The organism is Romboutsia sp., from assembly GCF_051659545.1.
Lineage (GTDB): Bacteria > Bacillota > Clostridia > Peptostreptococcales > Peptostreptococcaceae > JBOFOR01.
In genome coordinates this window covers 24,993-48,494 of record NZ_JBOFOR010000139.1, presented here as the reverse complement: position 1 = coordinate 48,494, position 23,502 = coordinate 24,993, and the positions used below count along the sequence as shown (strand labels likewise).

Genomic DNA, 23,502 nt, shown 5'->3' with positions numbered 1-23,502 from the left:
AAAAAAAGGCTAGTTTTAACTAGCCTTTCAATAGATATTTAAATAATTTAGTAATAATAATATCTTAATATTATTGAACAAAGAATTCTTCTGCCCTTTTAGCCCATTCATCAGGATGATACGTGCTAATTTGTGCATGAGCATATTTTTCTAATTCAATTACTTTGCATCGTTTTACATAGGACTCAAATAACTGACCTGATTTCTTAATGCACTTCATTTCTTTACTACCATACCAATAAATTGTATCTGCAGTACATCCCTTTAACTCTTCTTTTAGCGAATATTTAAAATAAGTTGAAAGTATCTTTTTTAAATTTTCTTTTTTCATTGTTGGAATATCTCTCAAATAAAGTTTTTTCATATCCTCTGGAAATCTCCACTCTTTAGGAAGCAATTTTAATGAAACTTTAGTAAATGATTTTGAAAACATAAGTCCTCCTACCAATGAGGTTACTAAGTTACCAAACTTATAAATTGATGGAGAGGGAATACATAACCCACTTTCTATAATTGCTTTATCTGCAATATGATTTCTTTTAGATAATATTTCCACTACCATTTGTCCCCCTAGAGATACCCCACTAATTGCAAATACTTTTCCAGCACAATTTTTATCGATATATTCTATTATTTTATCAGCATTTTTTTCAGTTGAAGAATATAAAATATCACTTTCTTCTCCATGTCCATCTAATACAGGTAAAATTACATGATACTTACTTTCTAGTATTTTTGCCTGTCTTAAAAACATCCAATATGACCATCCTGCTCCATGAACTAGCATAATATTAGGCAAACTCTTATCCCCAAATTCATAAAATCTCATTATTCTATCCCCCTAATTATTAATTGAAAATTTCATTTAACATATTTTCAAGCATTTGGTTAATTACTTTTTCAAATTTACTTTCTACTAAAAGATTTTTATTTTCTACTGCTAAGTTCATAATTTGTATCCAATTTATAACTGCATCTAAATCACAATCTTCTTTCTTATTTTTTAAGTAAGTTAATTTTTTTTTCATCTCATCTTTTACATTGCTCATCTTAAGTAAATAGTCTTTTGGAAGCCTTGTAATGAAAGTTTGAACTTCTTCGCTACTTAAATAACGGTATACATTATCTCCATCTTTTAAAATCATACCGTGATAAAATTCTTTAATATCACTTCTGTCTAAATGTCCTTTTATTTTTATTAATTCATTTATTTGTAAATTTTTCTTTTCTTGATATCGTATTGAAATATGATAAATTAATATTTCTTTAGATTTATAAAAACTATAAAATGTTCCCTGGGCAATACCAATTTGTTTTGTAATTGATTCAATACTCATTTTTTTCATTCCATATTGTTTAATTAACTCTAATCCTGTGTCCATTAGTTTATTTTTAATTTCTTCACGTTTTTCGTCACAATAGATTTTTGGCATTTTCTCACCTCTTTATTGTTATATGAATACTTTTATTTTTTATTCATTTTATTCAACTTCTTAAGTATAGCAAAACTTGTTTACTAATAAGTAATATTTTTGTTAAGTTAATGTAAATTTTTAAGGTGAATTATAAAAGGGACTGCCATGCAGTCCCTTGTTTTGTATATTATATTAATTATCTTCTTTTCTTTTTTATTGGCTTAGCATTTTTATTGTTTCTTGGCTTAGAGCTTCCTCTATCATTCTTGCTATTTCCATCATTTCCATCGTTTCCTTTTTTATCTTTTGAATAATTGCCTTTTGAGTCATTTCCTCTTTGGCTATTATTGTTATTATTGTTCTTTTTCTTGCCAGAGCTTGCTCTATTAGTATAAGATTTTAAATCTCTAGGCTTAATTAAACATCTATGTGACAGTCCTATTAAGTCTTCTCTACCAGCTTCTTCTAATGCTGCATGAACTAAATCATAGTTTCTATAAGCTTTGTACTGAAGCAATGCTCTTTGCATTGCCTTTTCATGCTTAGACTTAGGTACATATACAGGATTCATTGTTAATGGATCTAATCCTGTGTAGAACATAGTTGTAGATAATGTTCCTGGCGTTGGATAGAAATCCTGCACTTGCTCTGGTTGATAATTTGTATCTCTTAGGTACTCTGCTAACTCTATTGCACTATTTAATGTTGACCCTGGATGAGATGACATTAAATAAGGAATTAGATATTGCTCTTTTCCTAATTGTTTATTTATATCAAAGAATTTTTGTCTAAACTTATCATAAGTGTTTCCAGCTGGTTTTTGCATGTGTTCTAGCACTTCTTCTGCAATATGCTCTGGAGCAACTTTTAATTGACCACTTACATGATGCTCTATTAATTCTCTAAGGAACTTATTGTCTTTATCTGCCATTATATAATCGTATCTAAGTCCTGAACGAACAAATACTTTCTTTATATTAGGAAGTTTTCTTAGTTTTCTTAATAGTTGTAAGTACTCACTATGGTCTACATTTAAGCTTTTACATGGTTCTGGATGTAAGCATTGCTTTTTCTTACAAGCTCCTAATCCTTCTGTTACTTGTTTTTTACAAGCTGGCGCTCTAAAGTTTGCAGTAGGTCCACCTACATCATGTATATATCCTTTAAAGTCTGGTAAAGTTGTTATATACTCAGCTTCTTCTATTATAGAGTTTTGACTTCTACTTTGTACTGCTCTACCTTGATGGAATGTTATTGCACAGAAAGAACAACTTCCAAAGCATCCTCTTGAACTTACTATACTAAACTTAACTTCCTCTATAGCTGGTATTCCACCATCTTTTTGGTATACTGGATGGTAAGTTTTTTGGTAAGGTAGATTATAAACTAAATCTAACTCTTTTCTAGCTAATGGTGTTTCTGGTTTATTTTGTACAAGGTATTTGTCTCCATGTCTTTGTACTATAGCTCTACCTCTAAATGGATCTTGTTCATCATATTGAACCTTGAAGGCTTTACAGTATTTTACTTTGTCATCACAAATTTCTTTGTATGATGGTATTTCTACATAACTTTCGTATATTTCATCTAAACTATCTACTGTATAGCAAGTTCCATTTATGTGTCTAATATACTTAGGGTCAAATCCATCGTTTAGTGCATTAGCAACTTCAACTATTTGCTTTTCACTCATTCCATAAACTAATAAATCAGCTCCACTATCTATTAACATAGATTTTCTTACTTTATCACTCCAGTAATCGTAGTGACCAAATCTTCTTAAACTCGCTTCTATTCCACCTATTACTATAGGAATATTTTTGTATGCTTCTCTTATTTTGTTACAGTAAACAATAGTTGCTCTATCTGGTCTGTATCCCATTTTTCCGCCTGGAGAATACATATCTTTATCTCTGTGTTTTTTGCTTACTGAGTAGTGATTTACCATAGAGTCCATGTTACCACCGTTAACTAAGAAACCGAGTCTTGGTCTTCCTAATTTCATAAAATCGTCTGTAGTCTTCCAGTTTGGTTGTGCTATTATACCTATTTTGTACCCTGCACTTTCTAATACTCTCGATATTATCGCTGTTCCAAAACTGTGGTGGTCAACATAAGCATCTCCTGTAACTATTATAAAGTCACATTCATTCCAACCTCTGTCAATCATATCTTGTTTATTTATTGGTAAAAATTTATTTTCCATTTTATCACCTGCTTATTTTATCATTAAATTTATTATATCCTAATTATCTATTACCGAAACTTATTTATTAGTTTTACATCTAATGTCTAATTATATCACTAAAACACGATACTTTTAATTATTATTTTAAAAATAATTAAAAGTATAAAAAATATTTTTAGCAACGCGCAGAGCCGTTGGAGATATGAAGTGTTTCGCCGACAGATCACTCAAGCGAGGCGATTTTTTATATTTTTATAAAAAAGTCATACTTTGTATTATGATGCTCTTTTATTAGAGCTTTTTTTGTATGTGTAATCTTTTATTCTGTACTTACTCCATTCAAACTCAACAAACATAGCTAGTGCGCTAATATTTAATCCAATAGAAATCAAAAGTAAAATATCTAATATATTAAATATCATATCAAAATTAAATATACCTATTAACGATCCCATAGCTAAAAGTACTATGTATATACTATTATTTCTATGTTTATTTTCTTCAAGAATATTATTTAAAACAAAGTATCCACCTAATAATGTAGTTAAACTAGATAAAACTATGAATATAAAGAATATTATAAATCCAAAATTACCTGTAACCATTATTACAGTATTAAAATATGAAACTAGTTTATATACCCCTTTAGCAGAAAAACTTATTATACCTTCATACATTCCATATGATGCCACATATGAGGTTACTATAATAGACACTACAACTAAAGTTGCAGTTAATATTAACGATATAAAGCCAGCAGCTCTCGGGCTAGAATCTGTTTTTATAGCTGCCATTGCTAATGTTCCTAGTCCTGGCTCTGCTATTTGTATTACTCTCTGCATACCAAATACTAGACCTAGGGGAATACCGAATAGTAATGATGTAGGATTTTTAAAGCCTATAATCATCCTATCAATAAATATTGGTATGTAGTGGTTTGTTTTTGATATAAACATTCCAAAAAATACAATATAAACAAACATAGCTACTAATATCATACCTATCATTGATTTTATAAATACTTTTTCTTTTTTATTATAAATAATAGCTATAACTAGTAATATTACTGGAATTGCAATATACAAGTATCTCTCATAAACACTTAACTCAATATTTGCAATTCTATCCATAGCTGTAATCATTATTCCGTCTATAGCTGTAAATTGAACCCCTCCTATTGAAAATACATACAATAAAATCAAAGAAACCACATAAAGTTTTGATGCTCCCTTTGAAAAAAACTTTTCTATATAGTCTTTAGGTGATAAATTTACTACTTTAGCAATTAAGGTTTCACAATAAGATATTGGTACTAATATTATCGAACCAATCAAAGCCCATATGGCAACTGATTCAACATAAATCTGGCCAATACCAGAAAGTCTGCTAAATGCTCCTAAAAAACCTATTATAGTTCCAGTTCCAACCATTGCCCCCAACGTTACAGATGCTTGTGGTATGACATATTTAACATTCAGTTTCATTTCTTGTGTTGTATATTTTCTTATATTAAATATAACGTGTACACTAACATAAATCCCAACTAAAATTAAAAATGGAATAAATACCATCCATAATATATTTGAGGCACTTCTAATAAATGTTTCTATCTCTAATATTATAAATTTCATGTTCTCTATCCCTCTCTTTTACTTGATAACATAAATTATGCGCTGACTATTTCTAGCCAACGCATTTTATGAAGTATTATAATATTAATACCTATTATTTTACAAATATCGTATTACCTTCTTTTATAGTTTCTAAAACTTGTATTGTTTCTAACTCTTCACTTGGTATTTCAAGTGGGTTTTTATCTAATATTACTAAGTCTGCATATTTACCTGGTTCTATGCTTCCTTTCATATCTTCTTCAAAGTATTGGTATGCACCATTTATAGTTACAGCTTTTATTGCTTCCATAACTGGTATTCTTTGATTCTCACCTAAAATTCTACCTGACTCAGTAGTTCTGTTAACTGCTGTGTGTATAGCTAATATTTGGTTAGGCATTTTTACTGGTGGATCTTGGTGTAAAGTGAACTTTATACCTTTTTCTAAGGCCCACCCTATTGGAGATATATTTTGAGCTCTTTCTGGTCCAAATACTTGATCATGGTGTAAATCTCCCCAGAATCTAACATGGTCACAGAAGAATGTAGGTATAGCTCCAACAGCTATAACATCATCTAATTGATCTTGTCTTAATGCTTGACAGTGAACCATAACTGGTCTTAAGTCAGCTTTGCTTCCTGTTATTTCTAATGCTTTTTTGTAGCATCTTAAGAATTGAGCACAAGCCTCATCTCCATTTACGTGAGTATGAACTTGTAAGTTGTTGTTTATACAATTTACATAGTACTCTGTAACAACTTCATCTGTTTGAGTACCATATCCACAGTAATCAGCTGGTTGACCTTCTGGTACTACATGATATGGCTTACTTAACCAAGCCGTAAATCCTTGTGGAGAACCATCTAACCAAGTCTTAGCTCCAGCTAATTTATAATGGTTGTTGTATTCTCTCTTTGGAGTTCCTTCATTTTTCATTAAGTTCATTGTTGATGGTTGAGCAACAAGACCTACTATGTCTATTATCAATTTGTCTGTTTGAGCACATGTATCTAATATATATTTGTATCCATTAGCTTCTTCAACAGATGCATCTTGAGTAGTAGTAACTCCTAATGCAGCATATACTTTTTGAACTCTCTCAACAGCTTTTAATACATCTTCAAACCCTGGAGATATTACTACTTTTTTCTTTTCACTATCTAATATAGCATTTTCTTCTAATACACCATTTGGCTCATTAGATTCAGGAGATACAGTTCTAACAACTCCACCTACTGGAACTTCATAATTTTCACCACAATATCCGTATAACTCTAAAGCTTTTGAGTTAACACACGCTAAGTGACCTGATGCATGTGATACAGTTATAGGTACTTCTGTACTAACAGAATCTAAATCAAACTTTGTAGGATGTTGTCCATCTTCAAACTTAGTGTTGTCATATCCAAATCCTATTAACCATTTATCACCTTGTGGCGGGTTTACTTCAAACTCATTCTTCAATCTATCAACTAATTCTTCCTTCGATGTTACATCACCTAATGTTACTATCATTAATGTTTGTGCAGTTGCAACTACGTGACCATGAGGATCTATAAATCCTGGAAGCATAGTTTTTCCTTCAAGATCTACTTTTATTGCTTCTGAACCTAATGCAAATATTTCGTCATTAGTCCCTACAGCTTTTATTGTACTATCTTCAACTAATATAGCTTGAGCAACAGTTTCATTGTTATCTACTGTTATTATGTTTCCATTGAAATAAATTTTTTTATTCATATCTACGCACCCCTATTTAGATGTTTTTTTATTTTTAGTTCATGAGTATTTTATATGAAACTGCTTAATCATTAAGCAATTTTATTACTAACTTTTTTGTCTAGTTTATAAGCTTCCCAATGTTTGAATGTAAATACCGCTAATGCAGTTACGTTTATTCCAGATAATACAAATAATAATAAGTCAACTGCTTCAAATACAACGTTTGCTCCGAATACTGCTAATGTACCAGCTGCTATTACTAAGACTAAGTATATTGCTATATTCTTGTTTACTGTATTTTCCTTAAATAGCTTTGTAGTATAGTAGTATGAACCTAATATTGTAGTTAATGCTGATAATACTGTGAATGCAGCTAATACTATTAACCCAAATATACCTACTACGTGCTCAGCAGTTTTGAAGTATCCACCTAATCTAGCAACAGTTCCAACTGCAGCTCCATTAGCATCTACTAATGCTAAAGTTCCAACTTGTACTCCATAAGAAGCTATATAAGAAGTAACAACTATAGAAACGAATACTGTTATAGCTGTTGGTATTAAAGATATCATTGCAGCTTCTCTTGGCTGAGAATCAGATTCTTGAGAAGCCATAGCTAATGCTCCAAGACCAGTTTCTGCAGTTTGTATAACTTTTTGCATACCTAGTATAAATCCTAATGGCACACCCATCATAGCATTAACAGGATTCATCATACCGTTTATCATACTTGAGAAGAATGTAGGTATATAGTCTGCAGTCTTCATAACGAACATTGTAAAGAATATGAAATACCCAAGCACTGCCGTTCCTATCATGTAAGTCATAGCTCCCATGAAAAGTTCATGCTTCTTAGATAAAACCAATACTGCAACAACAGCTATTACTGGTACAACTATAAATAAATATCTTTGAACTAATGATAATTCTATGCTGAATTTATCATTTAATATTGTAGCGAAAACTGAATCTATTCCACTGAATTGGAATCCTCCAAATCCGAATACCGCTAGTGCCACAAAACATACTGCATATACTCCACCTAATTTAGGATTTAATAATGCTCCTATGTATTCTTTTGGTGTTTTATTCATTATTTTTGAGTTTAATGTTTCAGAGTACGAAACTGGTAACATTATACAAGAACCTATTAACGCCCATATAGCCATAGCTTCTATGTTAGATTGTCCACTTGCTGATAATTTAGATAATGCACCTAAAACCCCTATTATAGCACCTGTTCCTATCATTGCTCCTAATGATATAGAAGCTGGTCCTATAACATTTTTCATTTGTAATTTAGCAGACTTTGTAGTTTGCTTTTGTACGATAAATATAGTTCTTACAGCCATAATAGCTCCAACTAATAATATAAATGGTAAGAATACTGGCCAAATAGCTTCAGATACTTTTGTTATTATTACTTCTAATTGATGTAACATTTTTATTTTCTCCTTTTAGTTTATTTTAATAATCAGACAAAAACTTTATTATTACTTTTTTCAACAGCAAAAATAGGCCCCCTTCTTAAACACAATATTTTAGTCATACAGTAAATTAAATACATAAAAATACTCAAACAAATAATGAATTATAGTTTGCCAAAAGTATAGTTCTACACTTAGATGATAATAGTATACTTTTCAAAATTTATAATTCTTTGCAATTATAGTTATAAAAGTAACTATGATATTTCTAACATGTTATTAAAATGTATTTATTTTTTATTTAACTTAAACATTGTTTATAAGCGCCTATTTACATTTACAGATTATCAATTTTTTATATTTGTAGTCAATGTTATTTTTTTTGATTTTACATGACTTTTCAATTAATTCATTCAATATTGAATAATTCACATTATTCAATATTGAATTTATCTATCAAAGTTTTCATTTAATATTCTTGCGTAAGCCAAAGTTTTAGATATTCTTTCTAGTATCTCTTCTCTATCATTTACTACAATGTCTTTTCTTTTTTCCCACAATACTTCAAACAGTTCATCACATAACTTTTTAAATTCATTCTCTATTATTAAAAAATAATCATTTACCCCATTTGTCGGATGACTTTTGACTACTTTCATTGTCTTTGATAAATATAAAGATGGATCTTCTACTTCTTTAAACTCTTCAACTAACTTTCCATCAATTAACTTTATTTCTACATTTTTAGATGACTTAACAATATCTTCAATATACTTAATATGCTTTTCTCTTTGCTCCATAGTTAACTTTATAGGTATATTAAAAAACTTTAATTCTCCTAAAGATATATACCTCCTCAATTCTGCTTCATATATTAATACCTTGATTTTTGAAATGTAAGTTATATTTTGTAGTAATATATTTATTTGTCTTAATTCATTTAATATTTCTTCATCCTCTCCAAATACACTTTGTCCTACTTCCATAAATAAGTCATAAGGCATAAAAAATTCATTCATCGAACCAATTAATAACCTTAAATCCTGTCCCATAATATATTGTATATATGCCTTCTCCTTAATAACATCTATAGGTGCCTTTCTATCAGCTACTAATTTACCTTGATTGGTCATAATGTCATCAAGGCTATAGTACATTTCATCTACTATATTTTTTTCTTTTGACATATTAGTAAACAAGCATCTTCCATTTTTTGCATATAAAGCTATATGAAACATTCTTTCTTTCATTACAGATATTACCGAGTTAGATTCTACTTCGCAATTGTATATTTTAAAATCTATATGGGGATATGTCGTTATTAAATTTAGTATTAATACTGTATTAAATACAGTATCATCATTACCACCTTCAAACCCCATTAAAAATCTTATTTTTATATCATCACTATTTAGAGTGTCATTAAGTTTCTTTTTCATTGCTGCTATAGATTTTTTGTCATCATTGTTTAATTTATATAAATTAGCAGACACTATAAGATCTAGTTTATTTGATTTACTTGCAAATATTCCAAAATCTTTACTTAAATACTGCTTTCTTAATCTAGGATTTATATGAATTACCGAATTGTAACCATCTTCAGAACGTGTACTTCTATATATATTAATTGAACTTTTCCCTGATGTTACTTCATATGATTCTTTTAAACTTTTTTCTAAGAATTGCTCCATTACTTCAATATTATTTATTTGCACATCTATTTCAAAGTATTCAATTAATTCTTGTGTTGATGTAGGCGTAAGATATCCAGATATAAATTTTGATGTTATTTTACATATAGTTGATATACTTTTTTGAGTTGGCAAGTTTTTTCCATTTACCCACTTACTTATATAAGAAACATCATATCCTAGTTCTTTAGCCAAAGTACTTTTCTTTTGATTAGATAAATATAGTAACTTTTCTAATAAATTACCAAATGCTATATTTTTCATGCTTTTCTTCACTCTCCTTTAATTCTCATTAAAAATAGATATTATTATTTAATATTTATATACTACCTATTAACTTATTTTAACTTATTATTTCGATTAGTTATTAATTATATTTAGTACTTTTTAAGTATAATCTAATTTTAAATAAAAACATATTGATTTGTTTGATTTATTTGATTTTTTTTTATTCAATTATTCATTTTTATTCATTTTTCTTCACGGTCGATTATTTATTTTCTTATTTTTTATATGATATTATATATTGTGTAACGTATTCCTTTGTTTTAAAGCTAGATTTACTTACAATTTTTTACAAAATAAAATATATAAAAAGTTAAGGAGAACTTATAATTATGAATACTTTGAATGAAAACAAGAAAAAATTCGCTACTGGTTGGTTAATAGTGGTTGCATGTATGCTTATACAAGCTATACCATTTGGTGTTGCTGCAAACATCCAACCACAATTTGTAAGTTACGTAGTTGAAGAAAATGGTTTTACATTAGCTGGATTCTCATTAATCTTCACATTAGGTACAGTAGTTTCTGCAGTAGCATCACCATTTATTGGTATAATGTTTAATAAAATAAATACAAAAGTTATGTATTTATTAGGTTGTATACTTTCTGGTGGAGGATTCTTAGCATTCTCTATGTGTCAAGAATTATGGCAATTCTACGCGGTTTCTGGTATAGTTCAAGTTGGTACAGCTGCTATATCTTCAATAGGGGTTCCTTTATTAATAAACGGATGGTTTGATGATTTATCTAAAGGTAAAGCAATGGGACTTGCTTTTGCTGGAGGTTCTATAGGTAATATATTCCTTCAACAAATGACAGCATATTCATTAGCAACAAACGGTGCATCTAAGTCTTACTTAATGTTCGGTGTATTATCATTATTAGTAGGTATACCAATAACACTATTGTTCTTAAGAATGCCTAAGAATGATAGCGAAATAGTTAAAGGTAAAAAGAAGCAAAATAAAAAAGAAAATAATCAAAGCCAAGTTTCAGTTGATTGGGGTTATACTTTTAAAGAAGCTAAAAATGTCAAATTCTTCTGGGTATTTGCTTTAGGTTTATTCTTCTTAGGTATGTACGTATCTGCATTAGCAGTTCAATATCCTGCATACTTAAAAGTTCATTTGAAAATTGATCCAATGATAGTTGGTATGGTTGGTTCTATATTTGCATTATGTTCTTTAGGTGGAAATTTATTTGGCGGAGTAATATTCGACAAGTTAGGTATAACTAAAGGACTTCTAGTTGCAGCAGTATTAGCTGGAACTTCATGTTTAGCATTAATATTTGCAAAAGATATGCCAATATTAGCTCAAGTATTCGCCGCATTAAAAGGTTTATCAGTATTCGCTTACATGATGGGGCCTTCATTATTAGTAGGTGCATTCTTCGGAAAAAAAGAATTCGGTGCTATACTTGGTGTAGTTCAAATCTTCTTCGCTGTAGGATTTGCAGCTGGTTCATCTGTATTCGGATTATTAGTTGATAAAATGGGATACGGAGTTGCTTGGTGGTCTATATTTGCATTTATAGTTGTATGTTACAGTTCTTTAACTATAGCTTCTATAGGTATGTCTAAGGTAAACAAAGAAAAAATAGCAAAATTACAACAAGAAAAATCAACTATAGTTGCTTAATATTAATTAGTAAATTAAGTTAAGATATATAAATATAAAAATACCCTATGAACAAAGTGATATGTTTATAGGGTATTTTTATACTCAATATTATATATAATTAATCTAATTCATGTAAAAATAATCCACATCTTACCTTCGGCTCAAACCACGTTGATTTTGCTGGCATTATCTGATTTGCATCTGCTACATTCATTAATTCTTCTATACTAGTCGGGTACATTGCAAAGGCTACTTTCATCTCTTCACTAACTCTTTTTTCTAGTTCTTTAAGCCCTCTTATTCCTGGTTCTAAAAACATATACAAATGTACTCATATTAAGTAAATTAATATAAATTTATTAGATAGTTCGCACTTTTTCTATTTTTTGATAGTTTTAAGCCTTGGTTGTACCAGTTAGTTTAATTATTCAAACTTATCCTACAACCGTATTTTAAAATAATATTTTCTTGCAATCTCTAACGCCTCGCTATGAGTGCAATAAAAGCTCCACAAGTGATTTACCCTTACTGGTCATTAGATATTAATATTATTTGTAATACTTCTCGAATTATTCTTTTATTTATATATATTTTTAGAGTGTTCAATTAGGTTCGTTACTCCTAATCAGTTCTCTTATGAACTTCTTATGCTTTCACATAAGCACAGACTATATCACCACCTAAATAATTAGGTGCTCCCCATTTCCCCACACTTGCAGGTACGAGATTATCTCTAGTCGTTGAACGTTTCCCTATTCGGGACTTCGCTGCTGATTATCCATTATATAAACACTTAGGATTTAACCTTATGCTATCTAACTAATTTTTTCTACTTTCGTAACCGTCACACCTATCCATATTTCATGATTATGCTGTGGTTTAGTTAGCTTTAGGAACTTCCAGCAATTAAAGGAGTTTTAGGTAGATTTATCTACCACTCTACACTCTTTACGAATGTAGGGAGCTTTTTATTAACAAAAATATATTTGTATACCTTAAAGTATACTTGCGTATATTTTTGACAACTATTTAGTTGCTCCTACAAAATCTATTCTTTTGTCTGATTTAGGATTAGTTATTCCTAAAATAGGTGTTATTATATTATCCTGAAGTATAGAAATATCTAAAGACTTCACCACATCCTCTTTATCTCTTTTACTTTCATCTACTTCTATTTCATACCATTGATTTTTTAGATACATACCTATTTTACCTTTTGCATTAGGCTTATAATTTTCTTCTTTAATTTGTCTTACTGCAAAATTTTCTTTTATTTTTTCTATAAATTTCTCTTCTGTTAATCCATTTAAGTCCTTTATTACTCTATTATAATCCAGTATCATTAATTCTTTATCTGGAGCAATCATCGCTGTGTAGTAGTTAAATTCTTCATCACCAGTATAATTTATATTTTCTTTTTTCTTTTCTTTTGCTATATTTTCTGCAGAAGCACTTCGATGATGACCATCTGCAATATAAAGATAAGGAATACTTTCAAACTCTTTGACTAAATTATTTACAATTTGTTCTTCTCCTACCTTCCATATTGTATGTTGTATATCATCTTCTGTTGTGAAATCATATAAAGGATTATGTTCTACAATATATTTATTTATTATATTATTTATAGTTTCTTTAGCTTTATACGTCACTAAAATTGTTCCTGTATTGGCATTGCAATATCTAATGTGATTAGTTCTGTCTTTTTCTTTATCTGGTTTTGTATATTCATGTTTTTTTATTACGCCATTTAAACTTTCTTCAACTGAAACACAAGCTACTATACCAGTCTGTGGCCTATCATTCATTACTTGCTTGTATATATAAAAGCAATCACTTTCTTCTTTAATCAAAATTTCTTCTTTTCTAAATCTATCTAAATTTTCTCTCGCTTTTAAGTATACTTTTTCATCATATTCATTTATATTGTCTTCCAAATCTATCTCCGATTTATCTATATGCAAAAATGAATATGGATTGTTATTTGCTATTAACTTTGCTTCTTTGCTATTCATCACGTCGTATGGTAGTGCTGCTACTTTATGAGCAACTTCTTCATTTGGTCTAATTGCCTTAAATGGTTTTATTGTAGCCATAATTAGCCCTCCCTAATTTTTATCTATTATTAGTTTTATAATTTTATAAAGCAAGGTTTATAGAATCATCTTCACAGAAAAAATCTGTAATAATATTAACTATTTCATCTCCTATTTTTGCTTGAGCCTCTTTAGTTGAAGCTCCAATATGAGGAGTAGAAGAAACTCTAGGATGATTTATTAAATCCATATTTGGAGTCGGTTCTGCCTCATAAACATCAAGCGCTGCACCAGCTATTTTTCCATTATTTAATGCCTTTAATAAATCTTTTTCTCTAACTAATCCTCCTCTCGCATAATTTATTAAATATGAACCTTCCTTCATCTTTTCAATTTCTTTCTCTGTAATTAAAAATCCTCTTTCTGGGTCATAAGGTGTGTGTAAAGTTACAAAATCAGCATTTTTTAATGTTTCCTCCATGTTACAGAATTTATATTTTCCGTAGCCATCCATTTTGCCTAAGATATCATAATATATAACTTTCATACCTAGGGCTTCTGCTCTTTTTGCAACTTCTTTTCCTATTCTTCCCAGACCTATTATACCTAGTGTCTTTCCGTAAATTTCTATTCCTTTGTAGTGTTTTTTCTCCCATTTTCCATCTCTCATTGTAACATTTGATAAATTTATAAATCTAGCAATGGTAATAATTTGACCTATAGTAAGTTCTGCTACAGATATAGTGCTGGCAAGGGGTGTATTTATTACTTTTATCCCTTTTTTATTTGCATATTCAATCTCTATATTATCAACACCTACACCTGCTCTTAATATCAATTTTAATTTTTTTCCTTCATATGCTTTATCTATTATTTCTTTTGTAATAGTAGTAGATGCTCGTGTTATTACTGCATCAAAATACTTTAATTTTTCACCTAAAGCTTCTGGTTTGCAATGTTTTTCTACAACATTAAAATCTAACTCTCTCAATCTATCTATAGCTTTCTTCTCAATTTCATCTGTAACCAATATATTAAACATATTACTTAAACCTCCAATTTATGTTTTAGCCCAGTATTATTCTCTTAAATAGCATACCTATTTATAAAATCCTAAAATGTCATCTATATTTTTCAATAAAATTTTTATATCCTCAATTTCATAATCTCCCATGTGAGAAATTCTAAAAGTCTCTTCTTTTAAATTTCCATAGCCGTTTGCAATTTCAAAACCTCTACTTTGAAGTTTTTCATTCAAATTGGCTACACTTATGCCTTGTGTGTTTTTTATAACTGTAAGAGTATTTGATAAATAATTTTCATCGGTAAATATTTGGAAATGTTGTTTAGCCCAGTTTCTAACTAATCTAGCCATATCTTCATGTCTTTTAAATCTATTATCTAGGCCTTCTTTTAAAATTCTATCTAATTGGTAATCGAGCGCAAACATATGCGAAAGAGATGGGGTTGAAGGGTATTGGAAGTTTTTTTGGATAAAATATTCATACATTTCTAATAAATCGAAATATAATCCTCGGAAAGGTACTTTTTTTGCTCTATTTACTGCTTTATCTGACAATGTACATATTGCCATTCCTGGTGGTAGCCCTATTGCTTTTTGGACTGACGTTATACATATATCAATTCCTATTTTGTCTACTTCTATTTTTATTCCACCAGCTGAACTCACTGCATCCACACAATATACTATATCATTATATTTTTTTACCACTTCTCCAATTTCTTCAATTGGATTTCTAATCCCTGTGGAAGTTTCATTGTGGGTTACAGTTATTAAATCATAGTTTCCGGTAGAGAGCACCTTTTCGACCATTTCTGATTCTATTGCTTTTCCCAATTCTACTTTAAACACATCTGCAGGTACATTGTTTGCAGCAGCCATTTTGTACCATCTATCTCCAAAGGATCCGGAGGAAAATACAGCTGCTTTTTGGGATGTACAGGAGCGTATGGATCCTTCCATTAGCCCTGAGCCTGATGATGTAGATAAAAGTATTGTGTTTTTTGTGTAGAATAATTCTTGTAACTTATTGCTTATATTTTGTTGAAGTTGTGATGCATCTTTTCCTCTATGACCTATAATTTGAGTAGACATTTTTTGTAAAACATCTTCTCTAACTTCTATAGGTCCAGGAATGAATAATTTTTTACTCATCTATTTTCCTCCTCCTTATTTTTATTTTCATAATTTTCAGTATTTAGTATTAATAATAACAACACATTTACTGTTATGCAATTTTAAAATTTTTTTAATATATACTTTTTTTTCATTATTATCATTTTGATAATTTTATACTTAAAAACATTATATGGTTTTAAGTATAAAATGTTTTAGAAAATTTTTTTTATATGATATTTATTCTAAAATAAATAATTTAATATGTATAATTCCCTATTAACATAAAAAAACACTAAATTATAAATTTAGTGTTTTTTTAATATGGTAATTCTATACATTCTATTTCTTCTTCATCTTCTGTATAAAACCATTCTGATTCATCTAGTCCATCCTCAGTAATTTTTTCTGCCTTCATTTTCATATACTTTCCTGTAGCTGTTACGGCTACTTCTCCATTTGGCAAATAAATTTCTCCACTGCCTTCAAACAACTTTCGATTTTCGCTAGTGATTCTTCCAACAATTTTTATTTCACAATTTGTAGGCACTGGTTTTTTGTATTTTAACTCTAATGATACAGTCACTCCCCAGGTTGTATCGTCATTTATACTTACAGCTCTACCTATAGTTTCATCTAGTAGTGCTGCAGACATACCCCCATGAACTCTGCCTGGATAGCTTTGATGCCAATCTTTAGTATTACAAATGGCTACGAGTTCACCATTTTCTAATTCATAAAAACTAGTTTTTAATCCTAAATCATTCTCTATTCCACATACCACACAAGATTTACTTGCGTTTTGCTTTTTGTTAACTTTATAATTCAATTTTAGCACCTCATCTCAAATTTTCTATGTCAAAAAATTCTATGATTTGATCTTCATTGTAGTTTATTACTAGTTCTTTTGGGAATTGTAAGTCTTCTATTATCTTTTCTGCAAAAGGAAATTTACCTATATCATAAGATATATGAGAATCTGTTCCTAGTATTACTTTGACTTTATGCTCCTTACATAAATTAAGCATAGTAGCTACATTTTTCCATGCTCCTTCTCTAAAAGTATTTGGTTTTAAAGATGAGTTATTAATTTCTAAGAAAATATTCTTCTCCTTAGCTTTTTTAATAATAGGCTCATAATCTATTTCATATCTACTATCATCTAAATGTCCTATTATTTTAACCTTGCTCTTATCCATAACTTTAAGTATTGCATTAGTATTTTGTGCTTTTGTTCCCGCATCTATGCACGGTGGGTGAAGAGATGCAATTGCATAATCTATATGTTTTAACATATCATCTTCTACATCTGTATTTCCATCATAGTCCATAATATTTACTTCTATACCTCTAAGTATCTTTAGACCATCAACTTCTCTTGGTATACAGTGTAAATTATGAAAATAAAAAGGATGAGGTCCTCCGGGCATCTCTGGAGCATGATCTGACAGCCCTAGGTATTTTAACCCTTGCTTAATTGCTGCTTGTATATTTTCTTGAACTGTACTATATGCATGTCCACTTACTATTGTATGAGTGTGTAAATCTATTAAAGCTTTCATATTTGTCCTCCTGCAATTGATATACGAATTAAAGCCATATTGATAAAATCAATATGGCTTATTTATATATATTATTTTTGTAATTTTTTAAATTTATCCTTGAATAAATCTCCTAAACTTCCTAAAGATTCTTCAACTTCTAAGAATTGTGAGTAATCTTCTTCTGGTTCTCTAGTTGCTTCTTTTATAGATAATATCAGTCTTCTGTTTTTTGGCTTGAACTCTATTATCATAGCACTAATTTCTTCACCTACGTTAACAACACTAGTAACTTTAACTACTCTTTCTTCACTTAATTCAGATATAGGTAAGAATGCTTGAACACCTTCTCTTAATTCAACTATAGCACCCTTTTCTATAGTTCTAACAACTTTTCCAGTTACTATATCTTCTACTTGAATTTCTTTAGCTATTAATTCCCATGGGTCATTGTTTATGTCTTTTAATGCTAATGCTACCTTCTTAGTTTCTTGGTCTACATCTAGTACATAAACTTCTACTTCTTGTCCTTCTGATAACATATCTTCTACTTTTTCAACTCTTTCCCAAGATAAGTTGTTTAAGTGAACTAATCCTTCTAATCCTCCGATGTCAACAAATGCACCATAAGGCATTATTTTAGTTACTTTACCTTCTCTTTTTTGTCCTGCTTCTAAAGAGTTGAATAAAGTTTCTTTTTCTGATTTAACCTTTGCTATATGAGCTTCTTTTTCAGCTTTTGCTTTCGCTTTTGCTACTTGTTTTTCTTCTTGAATTCTTATTCTTCTTTCTTCTCTTTCTTTATCTAAACGCTCTTGTAAAACATCTCTGTGAGTTGCAACAAATCTATTTTTCTTAGTATCTAATTCTTTTATGTATACTTCTAAGTTTTTACCTACATATCCTTTTGTATCTTGTACAAATTTAGTATCAAGTTGAGATATTGGTATAAATAAGTCTGTAGTTTTGTAAGAAGCAAATACTCCTCTTTCTATGTTCTTAATAACGTTTACAGTTATTATTCTATGCTCATTGTAAGCCTTTTCTAATTCTGCAAAATCATTTTTAGCATCTAACTTTAATTTAGATAATTGAACTACCCCATCTTTATGATAAACTTTAGTTATTATAGCAGTTACTTCATCTCCTACGTTATACACTTCACTTGCATATTTACCTTTTGGTAAATTTAATTCTTCTATTTTTATGATTCCATCAAATCCATAGTTTAAGTCTAAAAAAAGACCTTCATTATTCACTCTTATTATTTTACCTGTTATAGTTTGTCCAACCTTCACCTTGCTTAACTCTTGCTCTTGTTGGTCTAGTAATTCTTGCATAGATAAATCGTTTGTCATAATTATTCATCCTTTCATTTTTAATGATTATTCACATACAAATATTATACCACTAATCTTTAAAATACTTATATTTTTCTTACAACATTTCTACTGTAAAATTCATTTTTCTAAAATCACTTCTACTTTTTTATTTATTTCTATAGAGCTTGGAGTTATATTGCTATCATATGCTAATATGTTTACTCCATTATCTTCTGCTTCTATTAATATCTCTGCTAATTCTTTATGCATTTTCTTATTAGGAGTAAAATAAAGTACATCTTTCATTTGAACTACAAATATTACATAACAATAGTAACCTTCTTTTTTCGCTTCAATAAGTTCCTTTACGTGCTTTACTCCTCTTTCAGTTTTAGCATCTGGAAACAGTACTATATTATTTTCTTCAAGAGTTACTCCTTTTATTTCTATAAATACTTTTTTATTTTTCGTTTCTAAATATATATCAAACCTTGAATTTCCATAAGTTTTTTCTGGTTTAATAAAAATTATTTCTTCTTCTAGATCTGGTAAAATTATAGTTTTATTTATTAATGCTTCTTGAACTACTTTATTTGGAACTTGTGAGTCCATATTAATGAGTCTATTTCCCTTTTGAACTGCTATTAATGAGAATTTCGTTTTTCTATTTGGATTATCACTTTCTTCTAAATACACTGTACAATTTGGAATTAATAATTCTTTACATCTTCCTGTATTTTTTACATGTACTTTTTCAATACTATCATTTACTTCACAATATGCTATAAATCTATTTGGTCTTTCTATAAATTTAGCTTCTACTACGGTTTTATAATTCATATCTTAGCCTTTCTTTCTTTGTTTGTCATTTATCTATATATTTATTATAATACCCTAATAATTTATAGAAAATCAAAAGAGTGTAGACAGTGTCTACACTCTAAAATGTTAATTAATTATTACTTACTTTCTTTTCTATAACACTACTACTGCTGTCTGTTACAGATAAAGTCTTCTTATAGAATATAGTAAAGCATGTTATAGTAGTAAGTGCTGCTACTACATCTGCTATAGGTTCTGCTAATAATACTGCAAATAATCCATTATCTATAAATGTTGGTAATATAAATATTAATGGTACTAATAATATCATCTTTCTAAGTAGTGCTAATACTAGAGATATTTTTGCTTGTCCTAAAGATAAGAATGTTTGCTGACAAGCTATTTGTATCCCAAATATAAACATGCCTGCAAAGTATATTTTCATACTACTTGTAGTTATTTCCATTAAAGCTGGATCATTATTAAATATACTTACGAATGCTTGTGGCATTATCATAATCGCAGAACATATTACGAATGTATATCCAAAGCATAATACTAGACATAACTTAAATGTTTTTTTAACCCTATCCATTTGCTTAGCACCATAGTTATAACTTATTATAGGCTGTGCTCCCTGAGTTAGTCCCATTGTTGGAAGTAATACTATTTGCATTACACTACTCATTATAGTCATTGCGCCTATAGCTAAGTCTCCACCATATTTCGATAATTGACTATTTAACGATATTAAAACTATGCTTTCAGTAGATTGCATTATAAATGGTGCAACACCTAGTGCTAATATCGGAAGTATAATTTTCTTTTGTGGTCTCAAGAATTTCTTTCTTATTTTTAATCTACTATTCTTTCCATATAAAAACTTTAATACCCATATTGCAGATACCGCTTGAGCTATTATAGTTGCAAAAGCTGCTCCCTTAACACCCATATCTAATCCAAATATTAATATAGGATCTAATACTATATTTATTACAGCACCTATAGTAACTGTCATCATTCCTATTTTTGCAAAACCTTGTGTATTTATATAAGGATTCATACCTAATGCGATTTGAACAAACACAGTTCCAAGTACATATATTCCTACATAATCTAAAGCATATCCTATTGTAGCATCACTTGCTCCAAATGCCCATAATATAGGTTCTTTGAATATTGAGAACCCAATTGTTAATATAGCTGCTAATATTAATAACATGGAGAAACTGTTACTCATTATTTTTTCTGCGCCTTCATCATCTTTCTCTCCCATTTTTATAGCAGCTAATGGCGCTCCGCCCATCCCTACTAATCCGCTGAATGCTGTTATAATGATAATAATCGGGAATGCTACCCCCACACCAGCCATAGCTAAATCTCCACCTTGCATCCTACCGATAAATATTCTATCTACTATGTTGTATAAAACATTTACCATTTGTGCAATAATTGCAGGAGTTGCTAACTTAAATATAAGTTTAGCAATATTATCTCTTCCTAAATCAGTATTTGAATTGCTCATTTTATCACTCCTTCTTGATGAAATTTTTATGTTTATTATTTCATAGACTAACTACTTTCATAATTTTACAAACTCTTAATTAGTTAATTATAGCTTTATATATTATACTATATATTCTTTAAGATATAAATATTTTACACTTAAATAATTTCACTATATTATTATTTTTTATAAGGATAAATAGTACAAAAAAAAATAACTTTAATCAATTCTTGATTAAAGTTATTTTTAAATTGGAGCTGGTGATAGGAATCGAACCTACAACCTGCTGATTACAAGTCAGCTGCTCTACCGTTGAGCCACACCAGCAGATATTGGAGGCGACACCCAGATTTGAACTGGGGATCAAGGAGTTGCAGTCCACTGCCTTACCACTTGGCTATGTCGCCTTATCTTTTACACTATATATAGTATATTATTTAAGTAAGTTTATCAAGTATTAATTTCCTTTTTTTAACTTATTTTTATCGCAAATTTATATTCCCGTTATATTTTTTAGTTTTTCTTATTTTTTTTTGGGTATATTAATTTAAAAGCATTGTTAAACATTAAATGAAATTAGGTGAGTTATGTTTAAAAATAAAAGTAAAGATGAAATAATAAGTTTTTTTCAAGGATCTAATTATACTATAAATAAATTTTCAAAAAATGAAATTATAGCATTAGAGTGTTCTCCCTGTAAAAGTGTGGGCTTAATTTTAGATGGAAGTATAGATATAAAAAGGGTTTTAACAAGTAATAATGTTGTTCATATTTCATCCTTAAATACTGGTCAACTTTTTGGAGAAATTATTGCATTTTCAAACGCACGTATATATCCAGCTACAGTAATTTCTTCAAACCCTAGCGAAATAATGTTTATAGAAAAGAATGATTTTATAAATTTTTGTACTGTACATCCTGATTTTTTAGAAATGTTTTTAAATGATTTAACTAATAAGATTATGACTCTTAATAAATCTATTACAACCCTGTCTCTTTCAAGTATTAGGCAAAAGATAAGCAACTACTTACTTACTGAATATAAACTTCAAGAAACACCCTTTATAAAAATCAACATGACTAAGCAAAAACTATCTGAAACTTTAGGTGTGCCTAGACCTTCTTTATCCCGAGAGCTTATAAATATGAAAAATAACGGCCTCATAGACTACTCTAAAGATTTCATAAAAATCTTAGATAAAGAAGCTTTAGAAGAAATTCTTATGGAGTAATTTAGATATAGAAATAAGGAGTGAATACTTCACTCCTTATTTCTATATTATTACTATTCAGTATATTCACCATAAAATGGTTCTATATGGACTATAACTTGAGCATTTTTATTAACCTTATTTTGTATTTTTATTTCAATTTCATCGGTTAAAGTATGTGATTTTTCAACACTTATATTTGGATTAACTAATACATGCATATCAATATGAATGTCATTTTGACTGCCCCTACTTCTAATATCATGTACATCTTTAACTTCTTCAAATTCTTCCACTATAACTTTTATAATTTCTTCATCCACTATGGCTTGATCCACCAAGATACCTGTAGATTCTTTAAATATTTCATATGCAGAGTGAAGTATAAATCCAGAAACTATCAATGATGTTATTGGATCTATAATTGCAGGTAAGCCCATTTTAATTCCTACTAGGGTTGCTAAAACACCTACTGAAACAAATATGTCACTCCTTGTATGCATAGAATCTGATATAAGTATATAGCTATTTAGTTTCTTACCTATTCTACTTTCATAAGTGCAGACAAAAATATTTATTGCTAAAGTAATTAGTAATACTATTAAACTTTCAATTGTTATTGAAGGCGTTACTGGATGCTTAAATCTATCTACCGAATCTAAAATTATTTTTCCAGCTACAAAAACTAGCATCGCTCCAATAAACATACTACACATTACTTCGTACTTTTTATGACCATAGGGATGGTCTTTATCATGAGGTTTTGATGCTATACTTATGCCTATTAATCCCACAATATTAGATGAACCATCTGATATAGAATGAAATCCATCGGCTATCATACTAGCACTTTTTATAGACATGCCAATAATTATTTTCAATAATGCTACTCCAAAGTTTGCAAATAAAATTATCCATAATACTTGCTTTACTTTTTTATAAGAATTTAATTCCATGATTCT

18 protein-coding genes, 2 tRNA genes and 1 pseudogene are annotated in these 23,502 nt (G+C 29.2%); 2 read left to right on the top strand and 19 right to left on the bottom strand.

From position 1 onward, the window contains the following. Positions 1–70 precede the first annotated feature (70 nt). The 7 genes from ACRC03_RS08065 to ACRC03_RS08035 all read right to left on the bottom strand — a co-directional run bounded on the left by ACRC03_RS08065 (position 71) and on the right by ACRC03_RS08035 (position 10,321). Positions 71–829, bottom strand: a complete 759-nt coding sequence (locus ACRC03_RS08065; RefSeq protein WP_438652050.1) for an alpha/beta fold hydrolase — start codon at positions 827–829, stop codon at positions 71–73. A 19-nt stretch (positions 830–848) separates the two neighbouring features. Further along, on the bottom strand, positions 849–1,433 hold the full coding sequence (locus tag ACRC03_RS08060; protein WP_438652049.1) for a TetR/AcrR family transcriptional regulator: 585 nt from the start codon (positions 1,431–1,433) through the stop codon (positions 849–851). Between the two features lie 178 nt (positions 1,434–1,611). Beyond that, positions 1,612–3,621 (bottom strand): YgiQ family radical SAM protein, encoded by a 2,010-nt coding sequence (locus ACRC03_RS08055; RefSeq protein ID WP_438652048.1) that lies wholly within the window; start codon positions 3,619–3,621, stop codon positions 1,612–1,614. 257 nt (positions 3,622–3,878) lie between these two features. Continuing rightward, positions 3,879–5,234 carry a hypothetical protein gene (locus ACRC03_RS08050; RefSeq protein WP_438652047.1) on the bottom strand — a complete coding sequence of 452 codons (1,356 nt, stop codon included), beginning with the start codon at positions 5,232–5,234 and terminating at the stop codon, positions 3,879–3,881. Positions 5,235–5,328: 94 nt separating this feature from the next. Beyond that, positions 5,329–6,957 (bottom strand): amidohydrolase, encoded by a 1,629-nt coding sequence (locus ACRC03_RS08045; RefSeq protein ID WP_438652046.1) that lies wholly within the window; start codon positions 6,955–6,957, stop codon positions 5,329–5,331. Positions 6,958–7,028: 71 nt separating this feature from the next. Further along, positions 7,029–8,381 (bottom strand): alanine:cation symporter family protein, encoded by a 1,353-nt coding sequence (locus ACRC03_RS08040; protein WP_438652045.1) that lies wholly within the window; start codon positions 8,379–8,381, stop codon positions 7,029–7,031. 434 nt (positions 8,382–8,815) lie between these two features. Then, positions 8,816–10,321: a helix-turn-helix domain-containing protein gene (locus ACRC03_RS08035; protein WP_438652044.1), complete on the bottom strand. Its 1,506-nt coding sequence runs from the start codon at positions 10,319–10,321 to the stop codon at positions 8,816–8,818. Positions 10,322–10,674: 353 nt separating this feature from the next. On the opposite strand from ACRC03_RS08035, the gene ACRC03_RS08030 reads away from it, so the two are divergent. Beyond that, positions 10,675–11,982: a conjugated bile salt MFS transporter gene (locus tag ACRC03_RS08030; RefSeq protein WP_438652043.1), complete on the top strand. Its 1,308-nt coding sequence runs from the start codon at positions 10,675–10,677 to the stop codon at positions 11,980–11,982. A gap of 100 nt (positions 11,983–12,082) precedes the next feature. Here the strand turns inward: ACRC03_RS08030 and ACRC03_RS08025 are convergent. The 11 genes and pseudogenes from ACRC03_RS08025 to ACRC03_RS07975 form a co-directional block, all read right to left on the bottom strand. Further along, a pseudogene (locus ACRC03_RS08025) lies at positions 12,083–12,268 on the bottom strand (DUF1015 domain-containing protein); the annotation flags it as partial. 721 nt (positions 12,269–12,989) lie between these two features. Beyond that, positions 12,990–14,060, bottom strand: a complete 1,071-nt coding sequence (locus ACRC03_RS08020; RefSeq protein ID WP_438652042.1) for a DUF1015 domain-containing protein — start codon at positions 14,058–14,060, stop codon at positions 12,990–12,992. A gap of 43 nt (positions 14,061–14,103) precedes the next feature. Continuing rightward, a complete protein-coding gene (locus ACRC03_RS08015) occupies positions 14,104–15,042 on the bottom strand; it encodes a D-2-hydroxyacid dehydrogenase (protein ID WP_438652041.1) in 939 nt (312 codons plus the stop codon). 57 nt (positions 15,043–15,099) lie between these two features. Next, positions 15,100–16,176 carry a pyridoxal-phosphate-dependent aminotransferase family protein gene (locus ACRC03_RS08010; RefSeq protein WP_438652040.1) on the bottom strand — a complete coding sequence of 359 codons (1,077 nt, stop codon included), beginning with the start codon at positions 16,174–16,176 and terminating at the stop codon, positions 15,100–15,102. A 280-nt stretch (positions 16,177–16,456) separates the two neighbouring features. Next, entirely contained in the window at positions 16,457–16,975 is a 519-nt protein-coding gene (locus ACRC03_RS08005) for a PaaI family thioesterase (protein WP_438652039.1), read from the bottom strand. 1 nt (position 16,976) lies between these two features. After that, positions 16,977–17,699: a phosphatase gene (locus ACRC03_RS08000; protein WP_438652038.1), complete on the bottom strand. Its 723-nt coding sequence runs from the start codon at positions 17,697–17,699 to the stop codon at positions 16,977–16,979. 71 nt (positions 17,700–17,770) lie between these two features. Continuing rightward, positions 17,771–19,036 (bottom strand): 30S ribosomal protein S1, encoded by a 1,266-nt coding sequence (locus tag ACRC03_RS07995; protein ID WP_438652037.1) that lies wholly within the window; start codon positions 19,034–19,036, stop codon positions 17,771–17,773. A gap of 102 nt (positions 19,037–19,138) precedes the next feature. Then, a complete protein-coding gene (gene sfsA / locus ACRC03_RS07990; RefSeq protein ID WP_438652036.1) occupies positions 19,139–19,840 on the bottom strand; it encodes a DNA/RNA nuclease SfsA in 702 nt (233 codons plus the stop codon). Positions 19,841–19,952: 112 nt separating this feature from the next. After that, positions 19,953–21,347 (bottom strand): MATE family efflux transporter, encoded by a 1,395-nt coding sequence (locus ACRC03_RS07985; protein ID WP_438652035.1) that lies wholly within the window; start codon positions 21,345–21,347, stop codon positions 19,953–19,955. Between the two features lie 234 nt (positions 21,348–21,581). Beyond that, positions 21,582–21,656, bottom strand: a tRNA-Thr gene (locus ACRC03_RS07980). A gap of 6 nt (positions 21,657–21,662) precedes the next feature. After that, positions 21,663–21,736: transfer RNA gene (locus ACRC03_RS07975), tRNA-Cys, on the bottom strand. 180 nt (positions 21,737–21,916) lie between these two features. Here ACRC03_RS07975 and ACRC03_RS07970 point away from each other — a divergent pair. Continuing rightward, the gene (locus tag ACRC03_RS07970) at positions 21,917–22,561 is read left to right on the top strand and encodes a Crp/Fnr family transcriptional regulator (protein ID WP_438652034.1); all 645 of its coding nucleotides are present in this window, start codon (positions 21,917–21,919) and stop codon (positions 22,559–22,561) included. A 53-nt stretch (positions 22,562–22,614) separates the two neighbouring features. On the opposite strand, the gene ACRC03_RS07965 is transcribed toward ACRC03_RS07970, so the two are convergent. Continuing rightward, positions 22,615–23,496 carry a cation diffusion facilitator family transporter gene (locus ACRC03_RS07965; protein WP_438652033.1) on the bottom strand — a complete coding sequence of 294 codons (882 nt, stop codon included), beginning with the start codon at positions 23,494–23,496 and terminating at the stop codon, positions 22,615–22,617. Positions 23,497–23,502 lie beyond the last annotated feature (6 nt).

Bases quoted from the DNA above. Each gene is read 5' to 3' on its own strand.
- ACRC03_RS08030 (WP_438652043.1), top strand. From the start codon at position 10,675: ATGAATACTTTGAATGAAAACAAGAAAAAATTCGCTACTGGTTGGTTA.
- ACRC03_RS07985 (WP_438652035.1), bottom strand. From the start codon at position 21,347: ATGAGCAATTCAAATACTGATTTAGGAAGAGATAATATTGCTAAACTT.
- ACRC03_RS08020 (WP_438652042.1), bottom strand. From the start codon at position 14,060: ATGGCTACAATAAAACCATTTAAGGCAATTAGACCAAATGAAGAAGTT.
- sfsA (WP_438652036.1), bottom strand. From the start codon at position 19,840: ATGAATTATAAAACCGTAGTAGAAGCTAAATTTATAGAAAGACCAAAT.
- ACRC03_RS08060 (WP_438652049.1), bottom strand. From the start codon at position 1,433: ATGCCAAAAATCTATTGTGACGAAAAACGTGAAGAAATTAAAAATAAA.
- ACRC03_RS08050 (WP_438652047.1), bottom strand. From the start codon at position 5,234: ATGAAATTTATAATATTAGAGATAGAAACATTTATTAGAAGTGCCTCA.
- ACRC03_RS08035 (WP_438652044.1), bottom strand. From the start codon at position 10,321: ATGAAAAATATAGCATTTGGTAATTTATTAGAAAAGTTACTATATTTA.
- ACRC03_RS08045 (WP_438652046.1), bottom strand. From the start codon at position 6,957: ATGAATAAAAAAATTTATTTCAATGGAAACATAATAACAGTAGATAAC.
- ACRC03_RS08065 (WP_438652050.1), bottom strand. From the start codon at position 829: ATGAGATTTTATGAATTTGGGGATAAGAGTTTGCCTAATATTATGCTA.
- ACRC03_RS07995 (WP_438652037.1), bottom strand. From the start codon at position 19,036: ATGACAAACGATTTATCTATGCAAGAATTACTAGACCAACAAGAGCAA.
- ACRC03_RS07965 (WP_438652033.1), bottom strand. From the start codon at position 23,496: ATGGAATTAAATTCTTATAAAAAAGTAAAGCAAGTATTATGGATAATT.
- ACRC03_RS08000 (WP_438652038.1), bottom strand. From the start codon at position 17,699: ATGAAAGCTTTAATAGATTTACACACTCATACAATAGTAAGTGGACAT.
- ACRC03_RS07970 (WP_438652034.1), top strand. From the start codon at position 21,917: ATGTTTAAAAATAAAAGTAAAGATGAAATAATAAGTTTTTTTCAAGGA.
- ACRC03_RS08015 (WP_438652041.1), bottom strand. From the start codon at position 15,042: ATGTTTAATATATTGGTTACAGATGAAATTGAGAAGAAAGCTATAGAT.
- ACRC03_RS08055 (WP_438652048.1), bottom strand. From the start codon at position 3,621: ATGGAAAATAAATTTTTACCAATAAATAAACAAGATATGATTGACAGA.
- ACRC03_RS08040 (WP_438652045.1), bottom strand. From the start codon at position 8,381: ATGTTACATCAATTAGAAGTAATAATAACAAAAGTATCTGAAGCTATT.
- ACRC03_RS08010 (WP_438652040.1), bottom strand. From the start codon at position 16,176: ATGAGTAAAAAATTATTCATTCCTGGACCTATAGAAGTTAGAGAAGAT.